21 protein-coding genes, 1 tRNA gene and 2 rRNA genes are annotated in these 23798 nt (G+C 68.3%); 4 read left to right on the top strand and 20 right to left on the bottom strand.

Translation table 11 applies throughout. The features are described 5' to 3' along the window. Positions 1-268 precede the first annotated feature (268 nt). From LQD00_RS07290 to LQD00_RS07305, 4 genes are read left to right on the top strand one after another with little or no spacing between them, the layout of a single operon-like run. On the top strand, positions 269-700 hold the full coding sequence (locus LQD00_RS07290) for a chorismate mutase family protein (protein WP_232716443.1): 432 nt from the start codon (positions 269-271) through the stop codon (positions 698-700). Position 701: 1 nt separating this feature from the next. Further along, complete coding sequence (gene pabB, locus LQD00_RS07295; protein ID WP_232716445.1) at positions 702-2816, top strand: aminodeoxychorismate synthase component I; 2115 nt, start codon at positions 702-704, stop codon at positions 2814-2816. Beyond that, a complete protein-coding gene (locus tag LQD00_RS07300; RefSeq protein WP_232716447.1) occupies positions 2813-3694 on the top strand; it encodes a prephenate dehydrogenase/arogenate dehydrogenase family protein in 882 nt (293 codons plus the stop codon). The genes pabB and LQD00_RS07300 overlap by 4 nt, the downstream gene beginning before the upstream one ends. Then, the gene (locus tag LQD00_RS07305; protein WP_232716449.1) at positions 3691-4638 is read left to right on the top strand and encodes a diiron oxygenase; all 948 of its coding nucleotides are present in this window, start codon (positions 3691-3693) and stop codon (positions 4636-4638) included. Before LQD00_RS07300 ends, LQD00_RS07305 begins: the two co-directional genes overlap by 4 nt. A gap of 50 nt (positions 4639-4688) precedes the next feature. On the opposite strand, the gene LQD00_RS07310 is transcribed toward LQD00_RS07305, so the two are convergent. The 20 genes from LQD00_RS07310 to LQD00_RS07405 form a co-directional block, all read right to left on the bottom strand. Further along, a tRNA-Pro gene (locus tag LQD00_RS07310) sits at positions 4689-4762 on the bottom strand. Between the two features lie 129 nt (positions 4763-4891). Next, positions 4892-5158, bottom strand: a complete 267-nt coding sequence (locus tag LQD00_RS07315; protein WP_232716451.1) for a GlsB/YeaQ/YmgE family stress response membrane protein — start codon at positions 5156-5158, stop codon at positions 4892-4894. 140 nt (positions 5159-5298) lie between these two features. Then, positions 5299-6738 (bottom strand): ribosome biogenesis GTPase Der, encoded by a 1440-nt coding sequence (gene der, locus LQD00_RS07320; RefSeq protein WP_232716452.1) that lies wholly within the window; start codon positions 6736-6738, stop codon positions 5299-5301. Next, positions 6735-7430, bottom strand: a complete 696-nt coding sequence (gene cmk / locus LQD00_RS07325; RefSeq protein WP_035752244.1) for a (d)CMP kinase — start codon at positions 7428-7430, stop codon at positions 6735-6737. The genes der and cmk overlap by 4 nt, the downstream gene beginning before the upstream one ends. Next, positions 7427-8362 (bottom strand): pseudouridine synthase, encoded by a 936-nt coding sequence (locus tag LQD00_RS07330; RefSeq protein WP_232716453.1) that lies wholly within the window; start codon positions 8360-8362, stop codon positions 7427-7429. The genes cmk and LQD00_RS07330 overlap by 4 nt, the downstream gene beginning before the upstream one ends. Positions 8363-8398: 36 nt before the next feature. Continuing rightward, positions 8399-9220 (bottom strand): SMC-Scp complex subunit ScpB, encoded by an 822-nt coding sequence (gene scpB / locus LQD00_RS07335; protein WP_232716454.1) that lies wholly within the window; start codon positions 9218-9220, stop codon positions 8399-8401. Further along, entirely contained in the window at positions 9217-10179 is a 963-nt protein-coding gene (locus LQD00_RS07340; protein ID WP_232716455.1) for a segregation and condensation protein A, read from the bottom strand. Before LQD00_RS07340 ends, scpB begins: the two co-directional genes overlap by 4 nt. Further along, positions 10176-11117, bottom strand: a complete 942-nt coding sequence (locus LQD00_RS07345; protein ID WP_232716456.1) for a ParA family protein — start codon at positions 11115-11117, stop codon at positions 10176-10178. The genes LQD00_RS07340 and LQD00_RS07345 overlap by 4 nt, the downstream gene beginning before the upstream one ends. 168 nt (positions 11118-11285) lie before the next feature. Beyond that, on the bottom strand, positions 11286-12203 hold the full coding sequence (gene xerD, locus LQD00_RS07350) for a site-specific tyrosine recombinase XerD (protein ID WP_232716457.1): 918 nt from the start codon (positions 12201-12203) through the stop codon (positions 11286-11288). A 22-nt stretch (positions 12204-12225) separates the two neighbouring features. After that, positions 12226-12846: an NUDIX domain-containing protein gene (locus tag LQD00_RS07355; protein ID WP_232716458.1), complete on the bottom strand. Its 621-nt coding sequence runs from the start codon at positions 12844-12846 to the stop codon at positions 12226-12228. 5 nt (positions 12847-12851) lie between these two features. After that, entirely contained in the window at positions 12852-14636 is a 1785-nt protein-coding gene (locus tag LQD00_RS07360) for a CTP synthase (protein ID WP_083876356.1), read from the bottom strand. Positions 14637-14799: 163 nt separating this feature from the next. Further along, on the bottom strand, positions 14800-15735 hold the full coding sequence (locus LQD00_RS07365; protein WP_232716460.1) for a copper transporter: 936 nt from the start codon (positions 15733-15735) through the stop codon (positions 14800-14802). Positions 15736-15738: 3 nt separating this feature from the next. Continuing rightward, entirely contained in the window at positions 15739-16926 is a 1188-nt protein-coding gene (gene steA / locus LQD00_RS07370) for a putative cytokinetic ring protein SteA (RefSeq protein WP_154884069.1), read from the bottom strand. A 101-nt stretch (positions 16927-17027) separates the two neighbouring features. Continuing rightward, the gene (gene recN, locus LQD00_RS07375) at positions 17028-18782 is read right to left on the bottom strand and encodes a DNA repair protein RecN (RefSeq protein WP_232716462.1); all 1755 of its coding nucleotides are present in this window, start codon (positions 18780-18782) and stop codon (positions 17028-17030) included. Positions 18783-18784: 2 nt separating this feature from the next. Continuing rightward, positions 18785-19804, bottom strand: coding sequence for an NAD kinase (locus LQD00_RS07380; RefSeq protein ID WP_232716464.1), 1020 nt, complete (start codon positions 19802-19804; stop codon positions 18785-18787). Between the two features lie 83 nt (positions 19805-19887). Next, positions 19888-20748 (bottom strand): TlyA family RNA methyltransferase, encoded by an 861-nt coding sequence (locus LQD00_RS07385; protein ID WP_232716465.1) that lies wholly within the window; start codon positions 20746-20748, stop codon positions 19888-19890. 25 nt (positions 20749-20773) lie between these two features. Further along, positions 20774-21106: a hypothetical protein gene (locus tag LQD00_RS07390; protein WP_232716467.1), complete on the bottom strand. Its 333-nt coding sequence runs from the start codon at positions 21104-21106 to the stop codon at positions 20774-20776. An 11-nt stretch (positions 21107-21117) separates the two neighbouring features. Further along, positions 21118-23337 carry an HAD-IIA family hydrolase gene (locus LQD00_RS07395; protein ID WP_232716469.1) on the bottom strand — a complete coding sequence of 740 codons (2220 nt, stop codon included), beginning with the start codon at positions 23335-23337 and terminating at the stop codon, positions 21118-21120. A 129-nt stretch (positions 23338-23466) separates the two neighbouring features. After that, positions 23467-23583, bottom strand: a 5S ribosomal RNA gene (gene rrf / locus LQD00_RS07400). Between the two features lie 113 nt (positions 23584-23696). Continuing rightward, positions 23697-23798 (bottom strand): 23S ribosomal RNA (locus LQD00_RS07405); the annotation flags it as partial.

Below are 23798 nucleotides of genomic sequence, written 5' to 3' on the forward strand. Positions count from 1 at the left end.
ACGGAAACGTGAAGCCACAAGTGCGAAAAACCGGACGCACGACCATCCGAACGGATGACGGTGACGGCGCGGTCGTTGGCGAATTGTGATCTCCCGGTGACGCTTACGCCCTCGTGGTGCGCATGGTCGGTGCGACCATGGACCGAGTCGGGGGTTGCGGTTCGCGAGCGCGGACCGGGCGCAGTGTCAGTTCGGGCCCGCGTCGCGTTTCCAGCGGTTCAAGTCGGCGGGCCGCACTTTCCTTCGGACAGTGCAAGGTGGTCGAGCGGTGAACGAATCGACGGACAACAACGGTCAGATGATCACCGAGGGCAACCCCGGTGAGCGTGAACTCGCGACCTTCCGTGCGGAATTGGACAAGATCGACAATCGGTTGCTCGACGATGTCCGCGCCCGGATCGAGGTCTGCACCCGCATCGCGTATCTCAAAGAGCGCCACGCCATTCCCGTGATGCAGCCGCGTCGCGTCGGAGCGGTGCACGATCGCGCCCACCGTTACGCCCTCGATCACGGACTCTCCCCACAGTTCCTGCACGACCTCTACGACCTGCTCATCTCGGAGACCTGCCGGGTGGAGGATCTCATCGTGGCGACCGACGAACTGCGGACGCACGGCGTTCCGGTCGACCACGAGGGTCGCGATCGCGTCCTCGTCCGGCCGACAGCCGCGGGCGGCACCACCGACACCAGCGTGGGCTGAGGTGGACGCGGTGCGCACACTGCTGATCGACAACTACGACTCGTTCACCTACAACCTCTTCGCCCTGTTGACGGAGGTCAACGGCCAGGAGCCGGTGGTCGTCGCCAACGATGCGCCGTGGTCGTCGGTGAACCTCAAGGCATTCGACAACGTGGTGGTCTCCCCCGGCCCGGGGCGCCCGGACTGCGCCCGCGACTTCGGGATCAGTGAACGGGCCCTGACCGACAGCGGACTTCCCGTACTCGGAGTGTGCCTGGGACATCAAGGCTTGTGTCACCTGTTCGGCAGTCCGGTGGTCTCGGCTCCGGAGCCTCGGCACGGACGGATCAGCGAGGTGCACCACGACGGCCAAGGCCTGTTCGCGGGTCTGCCCTCCCCGTTCCGGGCGGTGCGATACCACTCGCTGGCGGTCCGTGAGGTCCCGGACGAGTTGGAGGCCCAGGCGTGGTCGGACGACGGCGTACTGATGGCGGTGCGCCACCGGGAACTCCCGTTGTGGGGGGTGCAGTTCCACCCGGAGTCGATCTGCACCGAGTACGGGCGCGAACTGCTGTCGAATTTCGCTGCGGCCACGCCTGAGCGGGCGCGGCGACCGCGCCCTCTGACGTCGAGAACCACCTCCGTGGCGCAGCCGGCACCGCTGGAGCCGACACACGACTTCCGGGTGCGCTCGGAGCGGGTCGACCGGGTCGTCGACCCATCAGCGGTGTACGAGCGTCTGTTCGCCGACGCACCGAACAGCTTCTGGCTCGACGGGTCGGCGGCGACCGAAGCGGCGAGCCGGTTCTCGGTGATGGGTGACTGCTCGGGCCCGCGCGCCGAGTACGTGACCTACCGGGTCCCCGAAATGACTGTGCGCGTCGAACATTCGAATGGCTCCGGGGAGGAGATCCGTAGCACCTTCTTCGACTATCTCGACGCGCGGTTGCGGGAGCGGTCGGTGGCGCCCCGGCCGGATCTGCCGTTCGGGTTCTGCCTCGGCTACGTCGGTTATCTCGGCTACGAACTCAAGGCGGACACCGGCGGCCAGTTGGCGCACGCGTCGGAACAGGCGGATGCGGCACTGGTCTTCGCGGATCGGGCCGTCGTGATCGATCACGAATGCGGGTGCGCCTATCTCCTCGCCCTCGAACCGGTCGACGCCGCGGAGCCCGGCACCGCGGACCCGGCGACGGCTCGGTGGTTGCGCGAGACGGCGTCGGCCATCCGAGAGCTGCAGGACCATGCCTCCGAACCTGTCGTGCCCGCTCCCCCGCTGGTCCAGGAGTCGCACGAGGTGCCGATCCTGTTCCGGCACGACCACCCGACCTACCTGAGGCTCGTCGAACAGTGTTTGGCGGAGATCCGGTCCGGAGAGTCGTACGAGGTGTGCCTGACCAATTCTGCGACCGTGCACCGCAGCCTCGACCCGGTCTCCGGCTACTCCTGCCTCCGCGAGATCAGCCCGATGCCCTACAGCGCCCTGCTCCAGTTCTCGGGGTTGTCGGTGCTCAGCGCGTCCCCCGAACGGTTCCTGAAGGTGGGTGCCGATCGCACGGTGGAGTCGAAGCCGATCAAGGGCACCCGGCCACGGTCGGCGGATCCCGTGCAGGACGAAGGGTTTCAGCACGACCTGCGCCACAGCGAGAAGGACCGGTCGGAGAATCTGATGATCGTCGACCTCGTCCGCAACGACCTGTCGCGGGTCTGCGAACCCGGCTCCGTGCACGTGCCGTCGCTGTTCGACGTCGAAACCTATTCGCCGGTGCACCAATTGGTGTCGACGGTGCGTGGGACGTTGCGCGAAGGAGTGTCCGCGGTGGACTGTGTGCGGGCGGCGTTCCCGGGCGGTTCGATGACCGGCGCGCCGAAGATCCGCACGATGGAGATCATCGACAAACTCGAGGCCGGTCCGCGAGGGGTGTATTCGGGGGCGATCGGCTACTTCTCGCTGACCGGGACCGCCGACCTGTCGATCGTGATCCGCACCATGGTGGCCACCGAATCCGAGGTGACCTTCGGGGTCGGGGGTGCGATCGTCGCGCTGTCGGACCCGGAGGACGAGTTCGAGGAGACGATGGTGAAGGCGCTGTCGATGCGACGCTGCCTGTCCGTCGCCGACGAGAGCGAACCGTGACCTCGTCATCGACACCCGACTCCCGGTCGGTGGTCGTGGCCGGCGGAGCGGGGGCGGTCGGCACGATGCTCGCGGACCTGTGGCGCGGTGACGGGGACACCGTGCACGTGCTCGACGCACGCTGCGGTGACGATATCCGATCGCCTGGGCCGGAGGCATCCGCACTGTTGGGCGAGGCCGACGTGGTCGTCCTCGCGGTCCCGGAGGACGTGGCGTTGGCGGCCGTGAAGTCGATGAGCACGCTGTTGCGGCCGACAGCGCTGCTGGTGGAAACGCTCTCGGTGAAGTCCCGGTTCTCCTCCGCCGTCGCCGAACTCGCCGGGGACGCCGTCCACGGGGGCGGTCCGATCGTCGGGATCAACCCGATGTTCGCGCCGTCCCTGGGCCTTTCGGGCCGGACGGTTGCAGTCGTCGTCCATCAGGACGGTCCTGGTGCGGGTCGCCTTCGCGACGACCTCGCACGGTGGGGCGCACGGGTTGAGATGACGACCGCGGACCGGCACGACCACGTGTGTGCGGCGGTGCAGGCCCTCACCCACGCGACGATCCTGGCGTTCGGGTGCGCGCTCACCGACCTCGGGGTCGACGCCGACGAAACGGCCGCTCTGGCCACACCTCCCTTCGCGACGATGTCGGCACTGCTGGCACGGGTCACCGGCGGCACACCCGAGGTGTATCGGGACGTGCAGGCGTCGAACCCGTGTGCACCCGCCGCGCGAGAGGCGTTGGCGCGGGCGGTCTCCCGGGTGTCCGCTGCGTCCGCGGGCGACACCGAGGATTTCGCGGCATTGCTCACCGAGGCGGGTGGATCGTTGGGCGGTTACGCAGACGACTACGCGCGACTGTGTGCGCAGATGTTCGAGGGGCTGTCACGATGACCGGTCACCTGCCCGAGCACGACGCGTCCGACCCGGTGGAGTCGGCGGTCATCGAGGGTCTGGTGCGGAGCTGGCCGCGGCGGGCGACGGTGCGGCGCACCGAACCCGAACTCGACGTCCCCACGATGGACGACCTCTACGACGACACCCGCGACGACTATCCCGAGGTGCTGCTCCCGTTCGCGGGGCATCCGACCTGGGAGCAGCTCGACGAGGACGTCCGGGCCCGGATCCTGGCATGGGCGTGGATCGCGTACAACAGAAACGTTGTCGACATCGAACAGGACGTCGTGACACCCGGATTCGGGCTGCTGTTCCGGGACGTGTTCGGCACCGGCTTCTCGGATGCGGACCGGGCAGCGGTGGTGCAGTCGATGGTCGACGAGGAGTACCACACGCTGATGCACCTGAATGCGTCCGCGCTGACCCGGCGTCGACGCGGCTGGGCGTTGCCGGACGTGACGTTGCCGGAGTCGTCGACGGTGCGGCGACATCGGGAGGCGCGCACACAGGCAGAGTCTCCACGAGAAGCGGCCCTGACCACGCTGGCGTTCGCGACGGTCGCGGAGACCTCGATCGCGGACTACCTGAGCCTGATCGCCGGGGACCGGACGATCCAGCCGGTACACCAGGCCACCATCGCGCTCCACCGCCGCGACGAGCGCGCCCACGCCTCGGTGGCCATCGAGATGATCGCCGCGGTCCACGACAAACTCGATGCCGAAGACCGAAGCTTTCTGGCGCGAGCGCTGCGCGACGGCGTCGACGCGTTCACCGCCACCGACGGGGCTGTGTGGTCGGCAATCCTGGCCGCAGAGCAAATCCCGGACGCAGATCAGATGCTGCGCGACGTGGCCGCAGATCCCGAGCGCCGGCGATTCCTCCAGGACTGCAGCGCGATTGACCGGTTGCTCGCCCGGTTCGGGGAGCTGGAACATCGCTGACGGCTGGGAGTAGATACAACAATGGCCAGCACATTGTGCTGGCCATTCTGTCGGGCTGACAGGATTTGAACCTGCGACCACTTGACCCCCAGTCAAGTGCGCTACCAAACTGCGCCACAGCCCGTTGTCTTTGGACCTCTCGGTCTTCCGACTGCCCACCGGAGCGGGCGGATTAAAGACTAGCCGACGAGTGCTGTCCTGTACCAATCGCCTGGTCAGAAGGGGTGTTCCCCGACTCGTCGGCTGTCGCCGGTCAATTGGTCGTGGAACGCTTCTTGAACCAGATCCAGCCGCCGGTGACGATCAGGGCGCCGACGAGCGAACCGATGATGCCGCTGGGGTGGATCTCGATGCCGTGACCGGTGATCAGGCTGATCAGCAACCCGCCGATGAAGGAGCCGACGACGCCGGCGACGAGCGCCAGACCCCAGTCGATGCTCCACATGTTCTTGCCACCGATGATGAGCTGAGCGAGGGCACCGATGACCATTCCGAAGACGATGATTGCCAAGATGAGCACGAGAGGCAGTATCTCACAGCGCCTCCCACAACCGTCACAACCGCACCAGGAATGCACAAACCCACCCTTTTTCGGCAGATTCACCACCCGGCGAGGGGTGGGTTTGCCGAAAAGGGGTGGGTTTGTGCCGGCGGCGGCGGTCAGCGCTTGCGGCGCTGCTCCCGCTTGTCGCGGACACGCACGTTGATGCGCACCGGCGAACCGTCGAAGTTGAACTCCTCGCGCAGACGACGCTCCAGGAAGCGGCGGTAGCCGGCTTCGAGGAAGCCCGTGGTGAAAAGCACGAAGGTCGGCGGACGCACCGACGCCTGGGTCGCGAACATCACGCGCGGCTGACGACCGCCACGCAGGGGCGGCGGGTTGGCCGCGATGACGTCCTTGAGCCAGCTGTTCAGCGGTCCGGTCGAGATGCGCTTGTCCCACGCGTCGAGCGCGCTCTCCATCGCGGGCACCAGCTTCTGCACCGAACGACCGGTCGACGCCGAGATGTTCACCCGACGCGCCCACGGCACGCGGGCGAGCTCACGGTCGATCTCCTTGTCGAGCTGGTAGCGACGATCCTCGTCGACCAGATCCCACTTGTTGAAGGCGATGACCAGAGCGCGACCGCTCTCGATGATCAGCGAGAGCACCCGCAGGTCCTGCTCGGTGATCGGTTGCGAGGCATCGATCAGCAGGATCGCCACCTCGGCGGCGTCGAGGGCTGCCCGCGTGCGCAGCGACGCGTAGTACTCGTGACCGCTTGCGGTGCGCACCTTGCGGCGCAGACCGGCGGTGTCGACGAAGTTCCAGACCTTGCCGCCCAGTTCGACGATCTCGTCGACGGGGTCGACGGTGGTCCCGGCGACGTTGTCCACCACCGAACGCTCGGTGCCGGCCAGCTTGTTCAGCAGCGAACTCTTGCCCACGTTCGGCTTGCCGACCAGCGCCACACGACGCGGGCCGCCCAGCACGGGCGCCTCACGCGGAGTCGCCGGCAGCTTCTCCAGGATGACGTCGAGCAGGTCACCGGCACCGCGGCCGTGCGCCGCCGACACCGGATGGGGCTCACCGAGTCCCAGCGACCACAGGGCGGCCGTGTCGGCCTCCATGCGCTCGCTGTCGACCTTGTTGGCGCACAGGATCACCGGCGTCTTGGACCGGCGCAGAACGCGCGCCACGGCCTCGTCGGTCGCGGTGGCACCGACCGTTGCGTCGACGACCACGACGATCGCATCAGCGGTCCGCATCGCGAGTTCGGCCTGCGCCGCGACGGCCTGCTGCAGGCCCTTCGCATCGGGCTCCCAGCCGCCGGTGTCGACGACGGTGAAGCTGCGTCCGGACCAGCTCGCCGAGTACGACACGCGGTCGCGCGTGACGCCCGGGATGTCCTCGACGACGGCTTCGCGCCGGCCGAGGATGCGGTTGACGAGGGTGGACTTGCCCACGTTGGGGCGTCCGACGATCGCCAGCACCGGCATGTGTTCGACCTCGGCGGCGCCGTCGGCGCCCTCGACATCGGCCAGCTGCCAGTCGGATTCGTCCGACCAGATGCCGTCGCCGGGCAACGCCGCCAGGTCGGTCTCGAAGTTGTCGCTCACCGTTCTGATACTCCGATCCGGGTCTCGACGAGGCCGCTCAGTTCGTCGAGCACCTCCATGAGGGTTTTGTCACTGGTGTCGACGACGACGGCGTCGTCGGCGGCACGCAGCGGCGACACCGCGCGCGTCGAATCCAGATGATCGCGACGGTTCACGCTGTCGAGGACCGCTGCGTAATCGCTGTCGCGTCCCGCGGCCAGGTTCTGCTTGTGCCGCCGGTCGGCTCGGGCCTCCGGCGTCGCGGTCAGGAAGATCTTGACGTCGGCCGCTGGGAACACCACGGTCCCGATGTCGCGACCCTCGACCACCACGAAGCGTCCCTGCGCGTTTTGCCGTTGCAGCGCAACGAGTTTGGTGCGCACCTCGGGAACCGCGGACACCGCGGACACCGCACTGGTGACGTGGTCGGTCCGGATGGGGCCGGACACGTCGCGGCCGTCGAGCAGCACCGTCGACGACCCGTCGCCGTTGGGGATCAGCTCGATGTCGACCGCGTCGACGACCCGGGCGATACCGGCCGGATCGTCAAGGGCGACACCGGCGTCGAGAACCGCCAGGGTCACCGCGCGGTACATCGCACCGGTGTCGAGGTAGCTGGCGCCGACCTTGTCGGCGAGCAGCTTCGACACCGACGACTTGCCCGTACCGGCCGGCCCGTCGATCGCGACGACGCGCGTCGTGCCAGCGGTCACAGTCCGACCGCCTTGTACAGGCCGCCGACCTCGTCGTTGCCGAGGACACGCAGGCTACCGGGCCGCTGCTCCCCCAGCGCGACCGTACCCACATGGGTGCGAACGAGTTTCGTGACCGGGAAGCCGACCTCGTCCATCATTCGGCGCACGATGCGGTTACGTCCCTCGTGCAGCGTGATCCGCACCAGCGACTGTCCCTCGTGGACCTCGATGACGGTGAACTTGTCGACCTTGACCGGGCCGTCCTCGAGCTCGATGCCCTCGCGGAGGTGACGGGCGATGCCACGCGGCACCTCACCCTTCAGGGTCGCGAGGTAGGTCTTGGGCACCTCGAACGACGGGTGCATCAGCCGGTGGGCCAGCTCGCCGTCGTTGGTCAGGAGCAGCAGGCCCTCGGTGTCGGCGTCGAGCCGGCCGACGTGGAACAGGCGCTGCCCGGCCATCACGCGTTCGGCGACCACGTCACCGACGCACGGGCGTCCCTGGTCGTCGGCCATGGTCGACTGCCAGCCCTTGGGCTTGTTGAAGGCGAGGTACTGCTTGGTCTCGTCCATGATCACGCGCGCATCGTCGACGTGGATGATGGCGGTGTCGGGGTTGATGCGCAGACCCTGCTCGGTGACGACCTTGCCGTCGACCTTCACGCGTCCGGCGGCGATCATCTCCTCGGCGCCGCGGCGCGAGGCCACACCGGCCTGGGCGAGGACCTTCTGGAGTCGGACACCGTCTGCGACGAATTCCGGCCCGTTGCCGCTCACCTGGTCCGGTGCCACCTGGTGGCGTGCGGGCCGGGCGTTGTTGAGCCGGATCTTCCCGACGTCGGCATTGGGTTTCGACGACCCCTTGCGGTGCGTCTTCTTCGTTCGCGGTTGCTGTGCGGGGGCGCCCTTACGGCGTTTTCCCGGTGAGCCATCTCGGCCAGCGGAAGCCATTGTTCTCAATCCTGTGTTCGTCAGATCCGTGCGGATCTAGTCATCGTTCAGGTCACCGTCGGTGACCAGTACCTTCGAGTCTGACGCCTGAGGCGACAGTTTGGCGAATCGGGGATCCGACAGCAGCTCGTCGTCGAGGCTGTCGATGAGGTCGACGTCGGGTAGCAGGGGCGCCAGATCGGGCAGTTCCGACAGCGATGCGAGGCCGAGTCGTTCGAGGAACAGCTCGGTGGTCGCATAGGTCGTGGCGTTGGTCTGCGGGTCCTGGCCGACCTCGTTGATCAGGCCACGGGCGACCAGGGTCCGGATCACGCCGTCGACGTTCACCCCGCGGATTGCGCTGACCCGCGCGCGGGTCACCGGTTGCCGGTAGGCGATCACCGCCAGGGTCTCCAGTGCCGCGCGCGTCAGCTTCGACCGTGCCCCGTCGAGGAGCAATCGCTCGACGTACGGCGCGTAGTCCGCGCGGGTGTAGAACCGCCAGCCGTCGCCGGCGAACCGCAGGTCGATGCCGCTGCGCGCCGCGGTGAGCTCGGACGACATCGCGTTGAGCATGTCGCGCACCCGGGACCGGTCCTGGTCGACGGCGTTGGCCAGTTCCTCGGTGGTCACCGGGGTGTCGACGACGAGCAGCACGGCCTCCAGCGCCGCCCGCAGTGTCGCATCGTCGAGGACCTCGACCTCGTCCTCCCCCGTCAGCGCCGTCTGTTCGGGATCGGCCGGGCCGGGATCGCTCGAGGCATCTTCTGCCGGGACGGCCTCGGGTACCGCGCCCGACTCATAAGCGTCCACCTCGTCCGCGTCCGCTACCGCCTCGTCGTTCACGTCGTCGGCGTCGTCGATCGGTCCGTCGGTCATCCGTAATCCTCTGCCTTGTCGATGCGCAGGTCGTCGATCTGGCGTTCGCCGGTCCACATGACCGCGAGATCGCCGAGAGCCTCGGGTTGTTCGAAGGTGATGGCCGCCTCGCGGTAGAGCTCGAGCAACCCGAGGAAGCTGCCGACTATCTCGAGGCCGGTCTCACAGTCGGCGGTCAGCACGCGGAACGTGACCCATTCGCCGGTCGATGCGCTGAGCAGCGCGGCCATCCGACGCGCCTGGCCCGGCACGGACACCGACTGCACGTCGTGGAGATGGTCGAGTCCGACGGTCGGCACCGGCCGAGGGGTCAGCGCCGTCGCGGCGACCTGCACGAAACCGTCGGCATCGACGCCGAGTGTGACCTCCGGCAGCAGGTCCTCGAACCGCTGCTCCAGGGAGACCGCACGCGGATAGCGTTGCAGTGCAGCGGCTTCCAGCTCCCCGAACAGCTGCGCCACCTGCTTGTAGGCGCGGTACTGCAGCAATCGCGCGAACAGCAGGTCGCGGGCTTCGAGGAGTGCGAGGTCCTCGGGGTCGTCGACCTCGCCCGACGGCAGCAACCGTGCCGCCTTGAGGTCGAGCAGCGTGGCCGCCACGACGAGGAACTCGGTGGTCTGGTCGAGCCCCATTTCGGGACCCATTTCACGGGTATAGGCGATGAAGTCGTCGGTCACCTCGTGGAGCGCGACCTCGGTGACGTCGAGCCGATGCTGCGAGATCAGGTTCAGCAGCAGGTCGAACGGGCCCTCGAAGTTGCGGAGCTTGACGCGGAAACCGGATTCGGCGGCCTCGTCGTGCTCCCCTGGTGCATCACCGGCCGGCTCCGACACCTCGATCGGAGCGGCCGCCCCGGGCCCGTCCACCTCGGGTCCCTTCACTTCGGGTCCCTCCACTTCGGGCGCAGAAGGATCGGACACAGAAGGATCGGACACAGTCGGGTCGGTGTCGACGGTCATGCGCCCTTGAGGTTGCGCGCGATCACCTCACGCGCCAGCGCCCGATACGCCTTCGCGCCGGCCGATCGGGGCGCCCAGGACGTGATCGGCTCACCGGCGACGCTCGTCTCCGGGAAACGGACGGTACGGGAGATCACGGTGTCGTAGACGGCCTCGCCGAACACCTCGACGACACGTGCCATCACCTCGCGGGAGTGCAGCGTGCGGGCGTCGAACATGGTCACCAGGATGCCGCCGAGGTCCAGGCGCGGGTTGAGGCGGTCGCGCACCTTGTTGATCGTGTCGGTGAGCAGCGCCAGGCCGCGCAGCGAGAAGTATTCACACTCCATGGGGATCAGCACGGTGTCCGAGCAGGCGAGGGCGTTCACGGTGAGGAGGCCCAGCGACGGCTGGCAGTCGATGAGCACCACGTCGTAGCGGTCCAGGACGGGGTGCAGCGCACGGCCCAGGGACTGTTCGCGACCCACCTCGGTGACGAGCTGGATCTCCGCGGCCGAGAGGTCGATGTTGCTGGGCAGCAGGTCGAGTCCATCGACGCGCGTACGCATGAGCACGTCGTCGGTCGCCACCTGCGGCGGGACGAGGAGGTTGTAGACCGTCTGCTCGAGTTCGTGGTGGGGCACACCCAGACCCGCCGACAACGCACCCTGCGGGTCGAGGTCGACGAGCAGGACGCGACGGCCGTACTCGGCGAGCGCGGCGCCGAGGTTGATGGTCGAGGTGGTCTTGCCGACCCCGCCCTTCTGATTGCAGACCGCGATGACGGTCGCCGGACCGTGACGGTCGAGGGGTCGCGGTTCGGGAACCTCGCGATAGGGCCGTCCGGTGGGGCCGATCTCGTCGGCCGCGTGGTGGTCGACCTCGTCGGCGTCATGACCCGGTGAGACCTGGATGCTGTACTGGTCCCCCGCGGAGGTCACGACCACGTCCCCGAACACTCGAGGCGGGTGCCAGACCGCGGTGCGCTCGGAGTGGTCACGTGCCCGCCGCTCCCTTCACTCTTCGGTGTCCGATGCGTGTCGGCCCGGGCGGCGGATGCCGGTCCCTGGTCGACGACTCGTATCAGCCTAGGACATGGCGGACGTTCTCCCGCGGTCGGCGCGCGGTCAGCGGGCACGCGGATGTGCGACGGCATAGACCTCACGCATCGTGTTCACCGTCACGAGTGTGTAGACCTGCGTGGTGGTCACCGACGCATGTCCGAGGAGTTCCTGGACGACGCGGACGTCGGCTCCGCCGTCGAGCAGGTGCGTCGCGAAGCTGTGCCGCAGGGTGTGCGGGGAAACGGCCTTGTCCAGCCCAGCCCGTTCGGCGGCGGTGACCAGCACCTGCCACGCCGACTGCCGCGAGAGTCGCCCGCCCCGGGCGTTGAGGAACAGTGCCGGGGTCGCCTTCGACACCAGCGCAGGACGACCGCGGACCAGGTAGGCGTCGATGGCGTCGATCGCCGGCCCGCCGAGCGGGACGAGACGTTCCTTTCCGCCCTTGCCCCGCAGACGCACGGCCCGGGTGTCGAGGTCGAGGTCGTCGATGTCGAGTGAGGTCGCCTCGGAGATGCGGGCCCCGCAGCTGTAGAGGAATTCCAGCAGGGCACGGTCGCGCAGAGCGCGGGGATGGTCTTCGGCGCCGGCGGCCTCGAGGATCGCCAGCACCTCCTCCACCGGCAGCGACTTGGGCAGGCGCCGCGCCGGACGAGGCGGGCGGACCGCATGCGCGACATCGGTCGCGACGATCCCCTCCTCCACCGCGAACTTGTGGAAACGCCGGGTGGCGACCAGGGTTCGGGCGATCGAGCTGTCGGCGAGCGGCGTGTACCCGGCGTCCGGATCACCACGTCGCAGGTCGACGAGGAACTCCCGGACGTCCTCCTCGGTGACGGCGTCGGTCGACTCGATGTCGCGCGACTCGAGGTACCGCCGGTACCGCTCGAGGTCCCGGCGGTACGACGAGACGGTGTTGGCCGCCGCACCCCGCTCGACGGTGAGATGGTCGAGGAAGCGCGAGATGTCGGCGGCGATCGTCACAGGCGACCCACGACTGACGAGCTCACGAGCGCCGGCGATCGCGCAGCGCAGTCGGTTCGTCGGTCCATGGCGCGTCGACGTCCCGCAGCGCGATTCCCGTCCGATCCGCCGCCGAGGCGGCCAGGATGCCCGCGACGCTCGTGGCGTTCACGATCTCCCCGGACAGCACCATCGCGACCGCGTCGTCGAGGGACACCCACTCCACCGTCATGTCGGCTTCCTCGTCGACGCGCTCCGCCTCGTCGAGGTGATGGAGGCCCTCGGCGAGGTAGAGCCGGAGCGCTTCGTCGGAGAATCCCGGGGACGACGCCAGGTCGACCAGGACGTGCCAGGTGTCGGCGGCCAGGTCGGCCTCCTCGGCCAGTTCGCGCTGCGCCGCCGTCAGTGGCGCCTCACCGTCCTGGTCGAGCAGACCGGCGGGCAGCTCCAGAAGGCGCCGGCCGATCGGGTGGCGGTACTGCCGCACCATGGCGACGCGGCCGTTCTCGTCGCGGGCGAGGATCGCCACCGCACCGAAATGCTCGACGACCTCCCGCTCCGCGACGCGACCGCCGGGCATGGCCACCTCGTCGACGCGCAGCGTGATGATCGCCCCGTCGTAGACGGTGCGGGTGCTCTTGACGTCGAACTCGTGGCCGCCCAACCCGGTCAGCCCTCGGCGCCGGTCTGGTCGATCCCGGCGACCGGTTCGACGGTGACGTCGTTGACCGCCGCGACGGTGTCGGCCGGCGCGTCGTTCGACTCGTAATCGTCACCGAGATCCACCGGAAGCCGTTCGGCCGCCTTGTATTTCAGTGCGGCCTCGATGAACGAGCGGAACAGCGGATGCGGGCGCGTCGGCCGGCTCTTGAGCTCCGGGTGCGCCTGGGTGGCGACGAAGAACGGATGCACCGACTTCGGGTACTCGACGAACTCGACGAGGTGCCCGTCGGGCGAGGTGCCCGAGAACACCAGACCCGAATCGGCGATCTTGTCGCGGTAGGCGTTGTTCACCTCGAAGCGGTGACGGTGACGCTCGGACACCTCACGGGAGCCGTACGACTCGGCCACGACCGAACCCGCCTTCAGGACGGCGTCGTAGGCGCCGAGGCGCATCGTGCCGCCCAGGTCCGCCTCGCCGGCGACCGCGTCGGCCTGGTCGGCCATGGTCGAGATGACCGGATGCGGGGTGTCGGGATCGAATTCCGTCGAGCTGGCCTCGTCGAGACCGACCGAGCGGGCGGCCTCGATGACGACGCACTGCAGGCCCAGGCACAGACCGAGCAGCGGGATGCCGCGGCGCCGGGCGTACGAGATCGCGCCGACCTTGCCCTCGATGCCGCGGATGCCGAAGCCGCCGGGGATCAGGATCGCGTCGACGTCGCCGAGGGCGGCCTGCGCACCCGCCGGGGTGTCGCAGTCATCCGACGGCACCCACTTGATCTCGGTGCGCGCCTTCCAGGCGAAACCGCCGGCACGGATGGCCTCGGTGACCGACAGGTAGGCGTCGGGCAGGTCGACGTACTTGCCGACCAACGCGACCCGCACCGTCTCGCGCGGCTCGTGGACGCGATGGAGCAGCTCGCCCCAGACCGTCCAGTCGACATCGCGGAACGGCAGCCCGAGCTTGCGGACGACGTAGGCGTCGAGGTGCTCGTTGTGGAGCACCTTGGGGATGTCGTAGATCGACGGTGCGTCGGGGGTGGAGATCACGCCGTCGAGCTCGACGTCGCACATCAGCGCGATCTTCTTCTTGAGCCCCTCGGGCACGTCGCGGTCGCAGCGCAGGATCAGCGCGTCGGGCTGGATACCGACGTTGCGCAGCGCGGCGACCGAGTGCTGGGTCGGCTTGGTCTTCAGCTCACCCGACGGCGCAAGGTACGGCACCAGCGAGACGTGCAGGAAGAAGACGTTGTCGCGGCCCACCTCGTGGCGCACCTGGCGTGCGGCCTCGATGAAGGGCAGCGACTCGATGTCGCCGACCGTGCCACCGATCTCGGTGATGACGACGTCCGGGACCTCGCCGTCGGCGTCGGGCTCGCCCATGGCCAGCACGCGGGCCTTGAGTTCGTCGGTGATGTGCGGGATGACCTGCACCGTCTCACCGAGGTACTCGCCGCGTCGCTCCTTGGCGATGACCGTCGAATACACCTGTCCCGTGGTCACATTCGCCGACTGCGAGAGGTTGCGGTCCAGGAAGCGCTCGTAATGCCCGACGTCGAGGTCGGTCTCGGCGCCGTCCTCGGTCACGAAGACTTCTCCGTGCTGGAACGGATTCATCGTGCCGGGATCGACATTCAGATAGGGATCGAGCTTCTGCATCGTGACCCGCAGGCCTCGAGAGGTGAGAAGTTGACCCAGGCTCGAGGCCGTGAGGCCCTTACCCAGTGAAGAAGCGACGCCACCAGTGACGAATATGTGCTTGGTGTCGTGAACGTGTCGCAAAGGTCGCAAAAGCGTGTCTCCCGTCGGCCGAATCGGAGCGGATGCCCTGATTACCTACGGGACTCCAGGGTAACACCACTGTGCCGCCACGCCGTACCGCCACACCCGGGCGCGGCGTGGCGGTACTCACTCCGATGGCGGAGTCGGCTGGATTGTGGCGGTTCCGACGCGGTCAGGCAGCCGGCTTGCCGTCGGCCCCGACGGTGACCGCGGTGGCCCCGGCGCCGGTTCCGTACGACCCGGTCGCACCCTTGCCCTCGGCGGCGAGCGCCAGGACGGTGGTGATCAGGCCGGTCGGCTGGTCGACGTTGTCGACGGTGGACACGGCGTTGGCCAGCGACGGATCGGCCCGGACCACGGCGATCGGCGAGCCGCCGTTCGCCGATCCGGTACGACCGACGAGAACCCCTCCGACACCACGCACGGATGCCGCGGCGGCCAGGCGTGCCACGAGCGCGCCCTGGGCGCCCGATTCGGGTCCGAACTCGTCGCCGGTCACCACGACCATCAGATCGGCGGGCGTGACGGCGTTGTTGGCGTAGTCGATGAATCCGCCGTCGCGCAGCGCGGCAAGCCCGGTCCGACGGTCCGTGGACGACGCGGGGCGGGTCGATTTCCCGGACAGCACCAGCGTTCCGAGCAGATCACCGGCCCGGCTGCCCGAATCGGTCAGCTCGGCTCGCAGGATCGCTCCCGGCGGGATCGTCTGGTCGACGATGGTGCGCAGCTGCTCGGCGTTCTGGTCGCTGAGAAGAGACTCCGACAGCGCGATCTGACCGGCGAACCGCGCGCCGGCGCCCGAGATGTTCTCCTTCACGGCGTCGACGTCGGCCTCGGCCGCATTCGGCGCGGTCACCACCAGAACCGACTGTCCGCGCAGGGTGTTGGCGATGAGCCGCGGCCCGATCGCGAGGTCGAAGCTGTTGGCCGCATTCAGTTTCGCGTTGAGGTCGTCGCGCTGCTCCTCGAGATCACCGATGCGGTCCCGGCTGGTGCCGGTCATCGAGTTCACGCGATCACCGACGAACCCCGAGCCGAGGAACAGTCCGAGCGCCAATGCCAGGAATACCGCGACCAGTGAGATCGCATGTTGTCGTAGCGAAATCATCGCCTATCGGTTCCAGACCTCTCGTGCCCAGTCGAGCAGCGCATTCCACTGCGTGACGATCCAATCGGTGACGTCGGTGCCGGTGTTCGACAGCAGCAGCGCCGCGATCACCGCGACGAGTGCAGCCAGGACGACACAGGCGATCGCGGCACCGGAGACGCGGCTGCGGTACAGGGTCGCAACGGCTTTCGCATCGACGAGCTTCTGGCCGACCTTGAGTCGGGTCAGGAACATCGACGGGTTGCTCTCCCGGCGCGAACGGTCGAAGAAGTCGTCGAGCGTGCCGGGGTAGCCGACGGTGACGATCAGGTCGGCACCGTGGTAGTCGGTCAGCAGCAGAGCGAGGTCTTCCGCGGAACCGGCTGCGGGGAAGGTGGTCGCACCGATGCCGAGATCCTGGATGCGCTCGAGTCCCGCGGCGTGACCGTCGGTGTCGGCCGGAAGGACCAGCTGCGCACCGGATTTCAGTGTCGGGGTCTTGATGTTCTCCGGATCGCCGACGATGATCGCGGGCTTGTAGCCGGCCTTCGTCAGGGTGTCCGCGCCGGTACCGACGCCGACCATCACCGGCTGGTACTCCTTGATGAACGGCTTGAGCGCGCGCAGATCTGCGGCACGGTCGGCGCCTTCGCCGACGATGATGACGTGCCGGCCGGCGAGGTCGACGTCGATGTCCGGCACGCCGACACCGTCGATCAACAGCGGGGACTCGCTGCGGATGAACTCGATCGTGTTGCCCGAGAAGGCTTCCAGGTGATCGACGAGGCCTGCCTTGGCGCCGATCATGATGTCGGCGATGTCGCGCTCGTCGAGCTCGGTGCCCAGGGCCAGACGACGCTCACCGACGAACAGACGGTCGTCGTGGACGCGCACCTTGGCGCCGTCCTTGACGCGCTTGAAGATCTCCGGGCCCACATCGTCGAGCAGCACGATGCCCGAGGCGACGAGCACCTCCGGACCGAGGTTCGGGTAGCGGCCGGTGATCGAGCGGGAGGCGTTGACCACCGCGACGACGTTGGCCTCGACGAGGGCGTCGGCGGTGACGCGGTCGAGATCGACCTCGTCGAGGATGGCGATGTCACCCGGGCCGACCCGACTGAGCAGCCGCTTGGTGTTCTTGTCGATCCTGGCGATACCGGTCACGCCAGGCAGTTCTTCGGTGTTACGCGCGAGCAGTGCAGGCATCTTCATGTCCGCAATGATTGACCGAACACACGACGGAGCCCGGGAGGCGCGCCGTAACACGAGAAACTTTTGTCACACAAGTAACACGGGCACCAGCCCGTCCGAGGTCAGTGCGCGGCCCGCTCCGCCTCCGCGGTCGCAAGCAGTTCCTCGGCGTGGGCGCGTCCGGTGTCGGACTCCCCCAGGCCGGCGAGCATGCGTGCGAGCTCGGCGACACGCTCGTCGCGGTCGAGGGTCCGCACGCTGCTGGTGACCAGCGCACCCTTCTTGGACTTGCCGATCACGAGGTGGTTGTCGGCGAACGCCGCGACTTGCGGCAAATGCGTGACGACGATGACCTGATGGGCTCGGGCCAGCCTCGACAGGCGCTTGCCGATCTCCACTGCCGCACGACCGCCGACACCGGCGTCGACCTCGTCGAACACCATGACCGAACCGGAGGTCGGCGCGGCGAGCACGACCTCCAGTGCGAGCATCACGCGTGACAGCTCGCCGCCCGACGCCGACTTCGCGATCGGGAGCGGCGTGGCCCCGGGGTGCGCGACGAGCGCGAACTCCACCTTGTCGGCGCCGTCGGCCCCGGCGTGGGCGCGGGTCCCGTCGACCGTGATCGCGAGCCGGTCCTCGGGCGAGGCGGGTTCGGGGCTGACGGAGACCGCCAGGGCCGAGTCGCCCATGGCGAGGCCCTTCAGCTCCTTGGACACCTTGTCCGCCATCGACGACGCCGCCTTGACGCGCAGCGTGTGCAGTTTGGCCGCGGCGGCCTCGACCTTCTCCAGCGCCGCTGCGGCCGCGGACTCGAGCTCCTCGATCGACGCCCGCGGGTCCTCGATCTCGGCGAGCCGGGCCTGTGCCTTGTGCCGCCAGTCGATGACGCCGTCGACGTCGGGTGCGTACTTGCGCACCAGGGACTTCAGTTCGGCCTGGCGTGCCAGCAGTTTGTCGAGTTCGTCGGCATCCGCCGGGAGGCTCGAGGTGAACGCGGTCAGTTCGGCACCGACGTCGGTGATGACGGTGAGCGCCTCGGAGACGCGTGGCACCAGTCCTCGCAGGGTGTCGTCGGCGGCGCCCTCGAGGAGCGTGCGCACCGAGCCCAGTCCCTCGATGACCGACGATCCCGAGTCGCCGGCGACGATGTGGTGGGCCTGATCGGCGGCCCCGCGGATCGACTCGAGGTCGGACAGGCGCCGGATCGTGGCGGTGAGTTCCTCGTCCTCGCCCGGGAGCGGGTCGACCGCGGTGATCTCGTCGATGCCGAAGCGGAGCCGGTCGGCTTCCTGGGCGAGCTCGCGGTAGTTGGCACGACGGGCATCGAGTTCGTCGAGGATGTCGACCCACGCTGTTCGTGCCTTGCGGTAGACCTCGAGCGCGGACGCGGCCTTCGATCCGCCGAACGTGTCGAGCGCGGCACGCTGATGCTCCGGACGCAGCAGGCGCAACTGATCGTTCTGGCCGTGGATGGCCAGGACCGCGGTGGTGAGTTGACCCATCACCCCCACGGGCACCGAGCGGCCACCCAGGTGAGCGCGGGAGCGTCCGTCGGCGCTGACCGAGCGCACCGCGATCACGGTGTCGTCGTCGTCGAGTTCGGCTCCGGTGGAGTCGAGGATGTCGGCGACCACCGGATCCTTCTGCACGCCCTCGGCGTTCGCCAGCCGGAAGCGGCCTTCGACGATCGCCTTGGCACTACCCGTTCGGACGCGGGTCGCGTCGGCACGCGCACCCGACAACAGGTGCAGGCTGGTGACAATCATCGTCTTGCCCGCGCCGGTCTCGCCGGTCAGCACCGTGAAGCCCGGATGGAAACGCGCCTGCGCCTCCTCGATGACACCGAGTCCGGTGATCGACAGTTCTTCGAGCACCCCTATGCCTGCCTCCCTCGCCATCCCGTGACCGGGAGGGCGAACTTGGTGACGAGCCGGTCGGCGAAGGGATCGGAGTCGATCCGGATCCAGTTCACCGAACGATCGCTGCGTACGACCTCGACGCGGGCGCCGGCCGGCACGTCGAGTGCCCGACGGCCGTCGCACAGCGCCACCGCCGAGCGTCCGTTCTTGTCCACTTCCACCGCGATGCGCGACCGCGGGCTCGTCACCATGGGCCGCGCGAACAGCGCGTGTGCGTTGTTGGGCACCACGAGAATCGCTTCGAGGTCGGGCCACATCACCGGGCCGCCCGCGGAGAATGCATAGGCCGTCGACCCGGTCGGGGTCGCGACCAGCACGCCGTCGGCGCCGAATGCCGACACCGGTCGGCCGTCGACCTCGGTGACGAGTTCGAGCACACCGTTCTTGCTGGTGTTGAGGATCGCGACCTCGTTGAGCGCCCAACTGCTCGCCGTCGGCGGGTCGGGGTCGGCCGGGTCGACGATGTCGATCTCGAGGGTCATCCGCGGTTCGATGCGGTAGTCGCGGGCGATGAGCTGAGCCATCACCTCGTCGACCTTGTGCGCCTCCGACTCCGCCAGGAAACCGATGTGCCCGAGGTTGATGCCCAGGACGGGCACCCCCGCCGGACATGCCAGCTCGGCGGCACGGAGGAAGGTGCCGTCACCACCGAGGACGATGACGAGCTCACATCCCTCGGCCGACGCGGACTCGGCGGTGGTCACCTCGACGACAGCGCCCAGGGACCGGAGGTACTCGGGATCGACGGGCACGTTCCCGGGCCGCGACTGCTTGTCGTCGCGGTTGCGGTAGATCACGTCGTGATCGGGGGCGTCACGGTCGAGGGTGTCGTGGTCGACGACGCGCAGCGCGACACCGGCGGCACCGCAGTGGCGGGCGATGGCCTCGATCGTCTCGAGGACGTTCTCGCGTCCGGTGTGGGCGACCACCAAGAACTCGCGGGCACCGGCGGACTCGGCTACCGAATCGTCGGTCACTGGTGGTTCCCTCCCAGAGAAGTGTGGTCGGACGTGTGTGGTCGAGCAGGAACGAGATGAGCGGGCGCCGGCGGATCCACCGATCAGCTCGGCCCCTCCGCGACCGCACGCTCGATCATGGAGCGGAGTTCGTCGGTCGAGGCCGACGGGTCGACCCTATCGCTCTCCCCCGACTCCTCGCCCGCCCGGCCACCGTGCTCCTTGCGCAGCCAGAGGAAGAACTCGACGTTTCCCGACGGGCCCGGCAGCGGACTGGCCACCACACCACGGGTCTCGAGCCCGAGCGCGGCCGCCTCTGTCGCCACACCCAACACGGCCTCGGCACGCAGAGCGGGATCACGCACGACGCCACCCGAACCGACGCGGTCCTTCCCCACCTCGAACTGCGGCTTGACCATGGGCAGCAGATCGGCACCCGGCACCGCGCACCGAGCGAAAGCCGGCAGGACGAGTCCCAACGAGATGAAGGACAGGTCGGCGACCACGACGTCGACCGGGCCGCCGATCGTGCCCGGTTCGAGGTGCCGGACGTTTGTGCGGTCGTGCACGTGTACGCGATCGTCGTTCTGCAGACGCCAGATGAGTTGTCCGTAGCCGACATCCACGGCGACGACCTCTCGGACATCGCGACGCAGCAGAACGTCGGTGAACCCTCCGGTCGAAGCACCTGCGTCGAGGCACCGGCGACCTGCCAGGGTCAGCCCCTGTGGCTCGAACGCCTCGAGAGCACCGAGCAGTTTGTGGGCGCCGCGTGACGCCCAGTCGTCCTTCGGTGTCTCCACCACGACGATCGGGGTGTCCCGGGTGACACCGGTCGCGGCCTTGGCCGCCACCGTTCCGTTGACCTTCACGACGCCGGCATCGACGAGTTCGCGTGCCTGCTCCCGGGATCGGGCCAGGCCGCGCCGGACGAGTTCCGCGTCGAGTCGTGCTCTGGTCGCCATCGTCAGCGCCGCGTCCGGAGCCGGATCATCGGCGGTCCACCGCGTCGAGCGCCGCGGTGAGCGCGTCGTGGGCCTGCTCGAGGAGGTTCGCCTGGCGCTCGAGCGCTGCGAGCGAAAAGGTGTCCCCGACGGACTCCCGGAGTTCGTCGACCTGCGCGAGAAGCTCCGAGACCGTGGCCTCGACGTCGGGCAGATCGATCTCGGTGTCCGCGCCCGACGACGGGGCGTCGTGTAGCGCCGCCATCGGGTCGTACTGGCGACGCGGCATGGCGCCCGGACCGGGTCGGGGCGCCATGCTGCTCGGTGTCGGACCGCTGCTCAGGTCCGAACGACTGCTCTCGTCACTCGGATAAGTCATCGTGGACCACGCTAGCCGACGAGGGTGACACCCAGCGACGCCAGCTTGTCCCGCGCCGTGCCCTCGGCACGGATCCGCAGTTCCTCCGGATCGGCGGTACCCGTGTCGACCGCGGCCCAGGTGGCAGCTGCCAGGGCAGGGACGAGACCGATCTCGTCACCCGAGCCGGAGACCGTCACGGTGGATGCGTCCACGATCACGGTCCACCCGGGCTGGTCGGCCACGCGAACCGCGTCGATGTCGTCGAACACACCGGCCAGATCGTCGATGACGTAGGTGGGCCGCTGTTCCGGCGGTGCGGCCAGCAGGTCGGTGACGGTGCTGACGCCCGTCAGGACGAGTGCGCTCTCGATGCCGACGGCGTGTGCGCCCTCGATGTCGGTGTCGAGACGGTCTCCGACGACGAGCGGCGAATTCGCCGCCGCACGGGCGATGGCGTCTGCCATCAGCGGGGCGGCGGGCTTGCCCGCGACGAGCGGCTCCTTGCCGGTGGCGTTGCGCAACGCGGCGACCATCGAGCCGTTGCCGACCAGCAGACCGCGCTCGGACGGCAGGGTGGCGTCGACATTGGTCGCCACCCAGAGGGCACCGGCACGTATCGCCAACGCAGCCTCGGACAGCTGCGCCCAGCCGGTCTCGGTCGAGTGGCCCTGGATGACGGCTGCGGGACGGTCGTCGGCGCTTCGCGTGACACCGATGCCGACCTCGCGGACCTCCTGCGCCAGACCGTCGGTGCCGATGACCAGCGCCCGCGATCCCGGCGGGAGATGCTCGGACAGCAACCGCGCTCCCGACTGCGCACTGGTGACGACGAGGTCGTCGGTGGCGTCGAAGCCGAGATCACGGAGATGTGCCGCGACCTCGGCGGGCCGACGACTCGCGTTGTTGGTCACGAAGAAGCGCGGGATGTCGAGCCGGTCGAGGGTGTCGACCGCGTTCGGCAGCGCTTGATGGCCCGCGAAGACGGTCCCGTCGAGATCCAGCAGCAGCGCGTCGTATTTATCGACGAGTGCCTGCGACCCGGTACTGCCCTCGTCGACGTAGCTCGACGTCGCCGACAGATCGGCGGTCCCTTCCAGACTGTCGATCGTGTCGGCGGGCTCCGGTGAAGAAACCGGCGCAGAAGTAACCGGCTCAGGTGCAGAAACCGGTGCGGGAGTGACCGGCTCAGGTGCAGCAACCGGTTCGGGTGCAGTCACCGGCTCCGGAGTCGCGATCGACTCTGCCGGCGCGGGTTCGGCGGTGACAGGCTCTGCCGTGCCGGGCTCCGGCGTTGCCGGCTCGGCTGCCGGCGGAACCTCAGACACCGCGCTGTCGGACAGAACATCCACACCGTCGACAGGGGGCTCGTCGTTTCCGACGGGGGCGTCGTCGTTCGCGAGCTCGGTCAGGCGGAACTCGGCGTCGGTCACATCGTCGATGTCCGCGGCTGCCGCGTTCATGAACCAGGTGATGGCCTCATCGCGACGACCGGACGCGTACAGCGCCGACGCGTAGGCGTAGTAGAGGCGTGCGGGCCCGGTTCCCACCTGGCCCGGCTTGAGGTTCTCGGCCTGCAGGGTGACGACCGCCTTCTCCGGCTCACCGAGGTCGATCCGTGCGCCGGCTTCGACGATCCGCATCTCGGTGGCGTCCTCACCGGTCAGTGATCGACCTTCGTCGCCACGGGCGATCTCGACGGCGCGTTCTGGACGTCCGAGCCCGCGCTCACAGTCGGCGATGAGGGGCAGCAGAGCATTGTTACCGGTGATACGACGGGCAGCACGCAGCTCGGTGGCGGACTCCTGCCACTCACCGGCGTTGTAGGCGGCGATACCGGTGGTCTCCCGGACCACGCCCACACGAGACGCACGGCCCCGTGCGGCGCGAGCATGTTCGAGGGCGAGGGCCGGCTCTTCGAGCAGCAGCCGCGAAACCATCACCAGGTGTTTGGCGACGATCTCGGCATTCGCCTTGTCGAGGGTCAGGAGGTCGCGACGGACTTCGGGATCCAGGTCCGAGGCGTTGACGTCATCGGGCAGCGGCGGCCCCTGCTGCCGGCGACCACCGTCGCCGCGCTCGCGCCCCGGACGGTCCGGGCGACGGCCCCGACTCGAATCACCACGGTTGGAGTCGCCCTGGCCGCGGGATCCCCGCTGACCTCGGGGGCCACCCTGGCCCCGCGACTCCCGCTGATCTCGCGTATCACGTTCACCACGTCCGTCACGACGCGGACGATCACGATCACTCATAGCTGCCAATCTATGCCCTTGAACCTTGATGGGAAGCATCGCCGGCCACGTCGATACGACGTGCGCGAACGAGAAAAGCCCCGTATTCGACGAAAGAAATCATCGAATACGGGGCCCTTCTGAAATTGTGTTCGGCGGTGTCCTACTCTCCCACACTGATTAAGGTGCAGTACCATTGGCGCTGGAGGGCTTAGCTTCCGGGTTCGGAATGGGGCCGGGCGTTTCCCCTCCGCTATGGCCGCCGTAACTCTATAAAACAACCAACAAACAGGTCATTTGTTTGTTTGTGTGTTGTTTCAGAAGTGTCATAGTGGATGCGAACACACCAGAAAAACGGGTTTCTGTGGTGTGTGGGTGTTGTTGGTAAGTCCTCGGCCGATTAGTACCAGTCACCTGAACACATTGCTGTGCGTACAGTTCTGGCCTATCAACCCCATGGTCTGTAGGGGGCMTTAACCCTG

Source organism: Gordonia metallireducens (assembly GCF_021245825.1).
In the GTDB taxonomy this organism is placed as follows: Bacteria; Actinomycetota; Actinomycetes; order Mycobacteriales; family Mycobacteriaceae; genus Gordonia; species Gordonia namibiensis.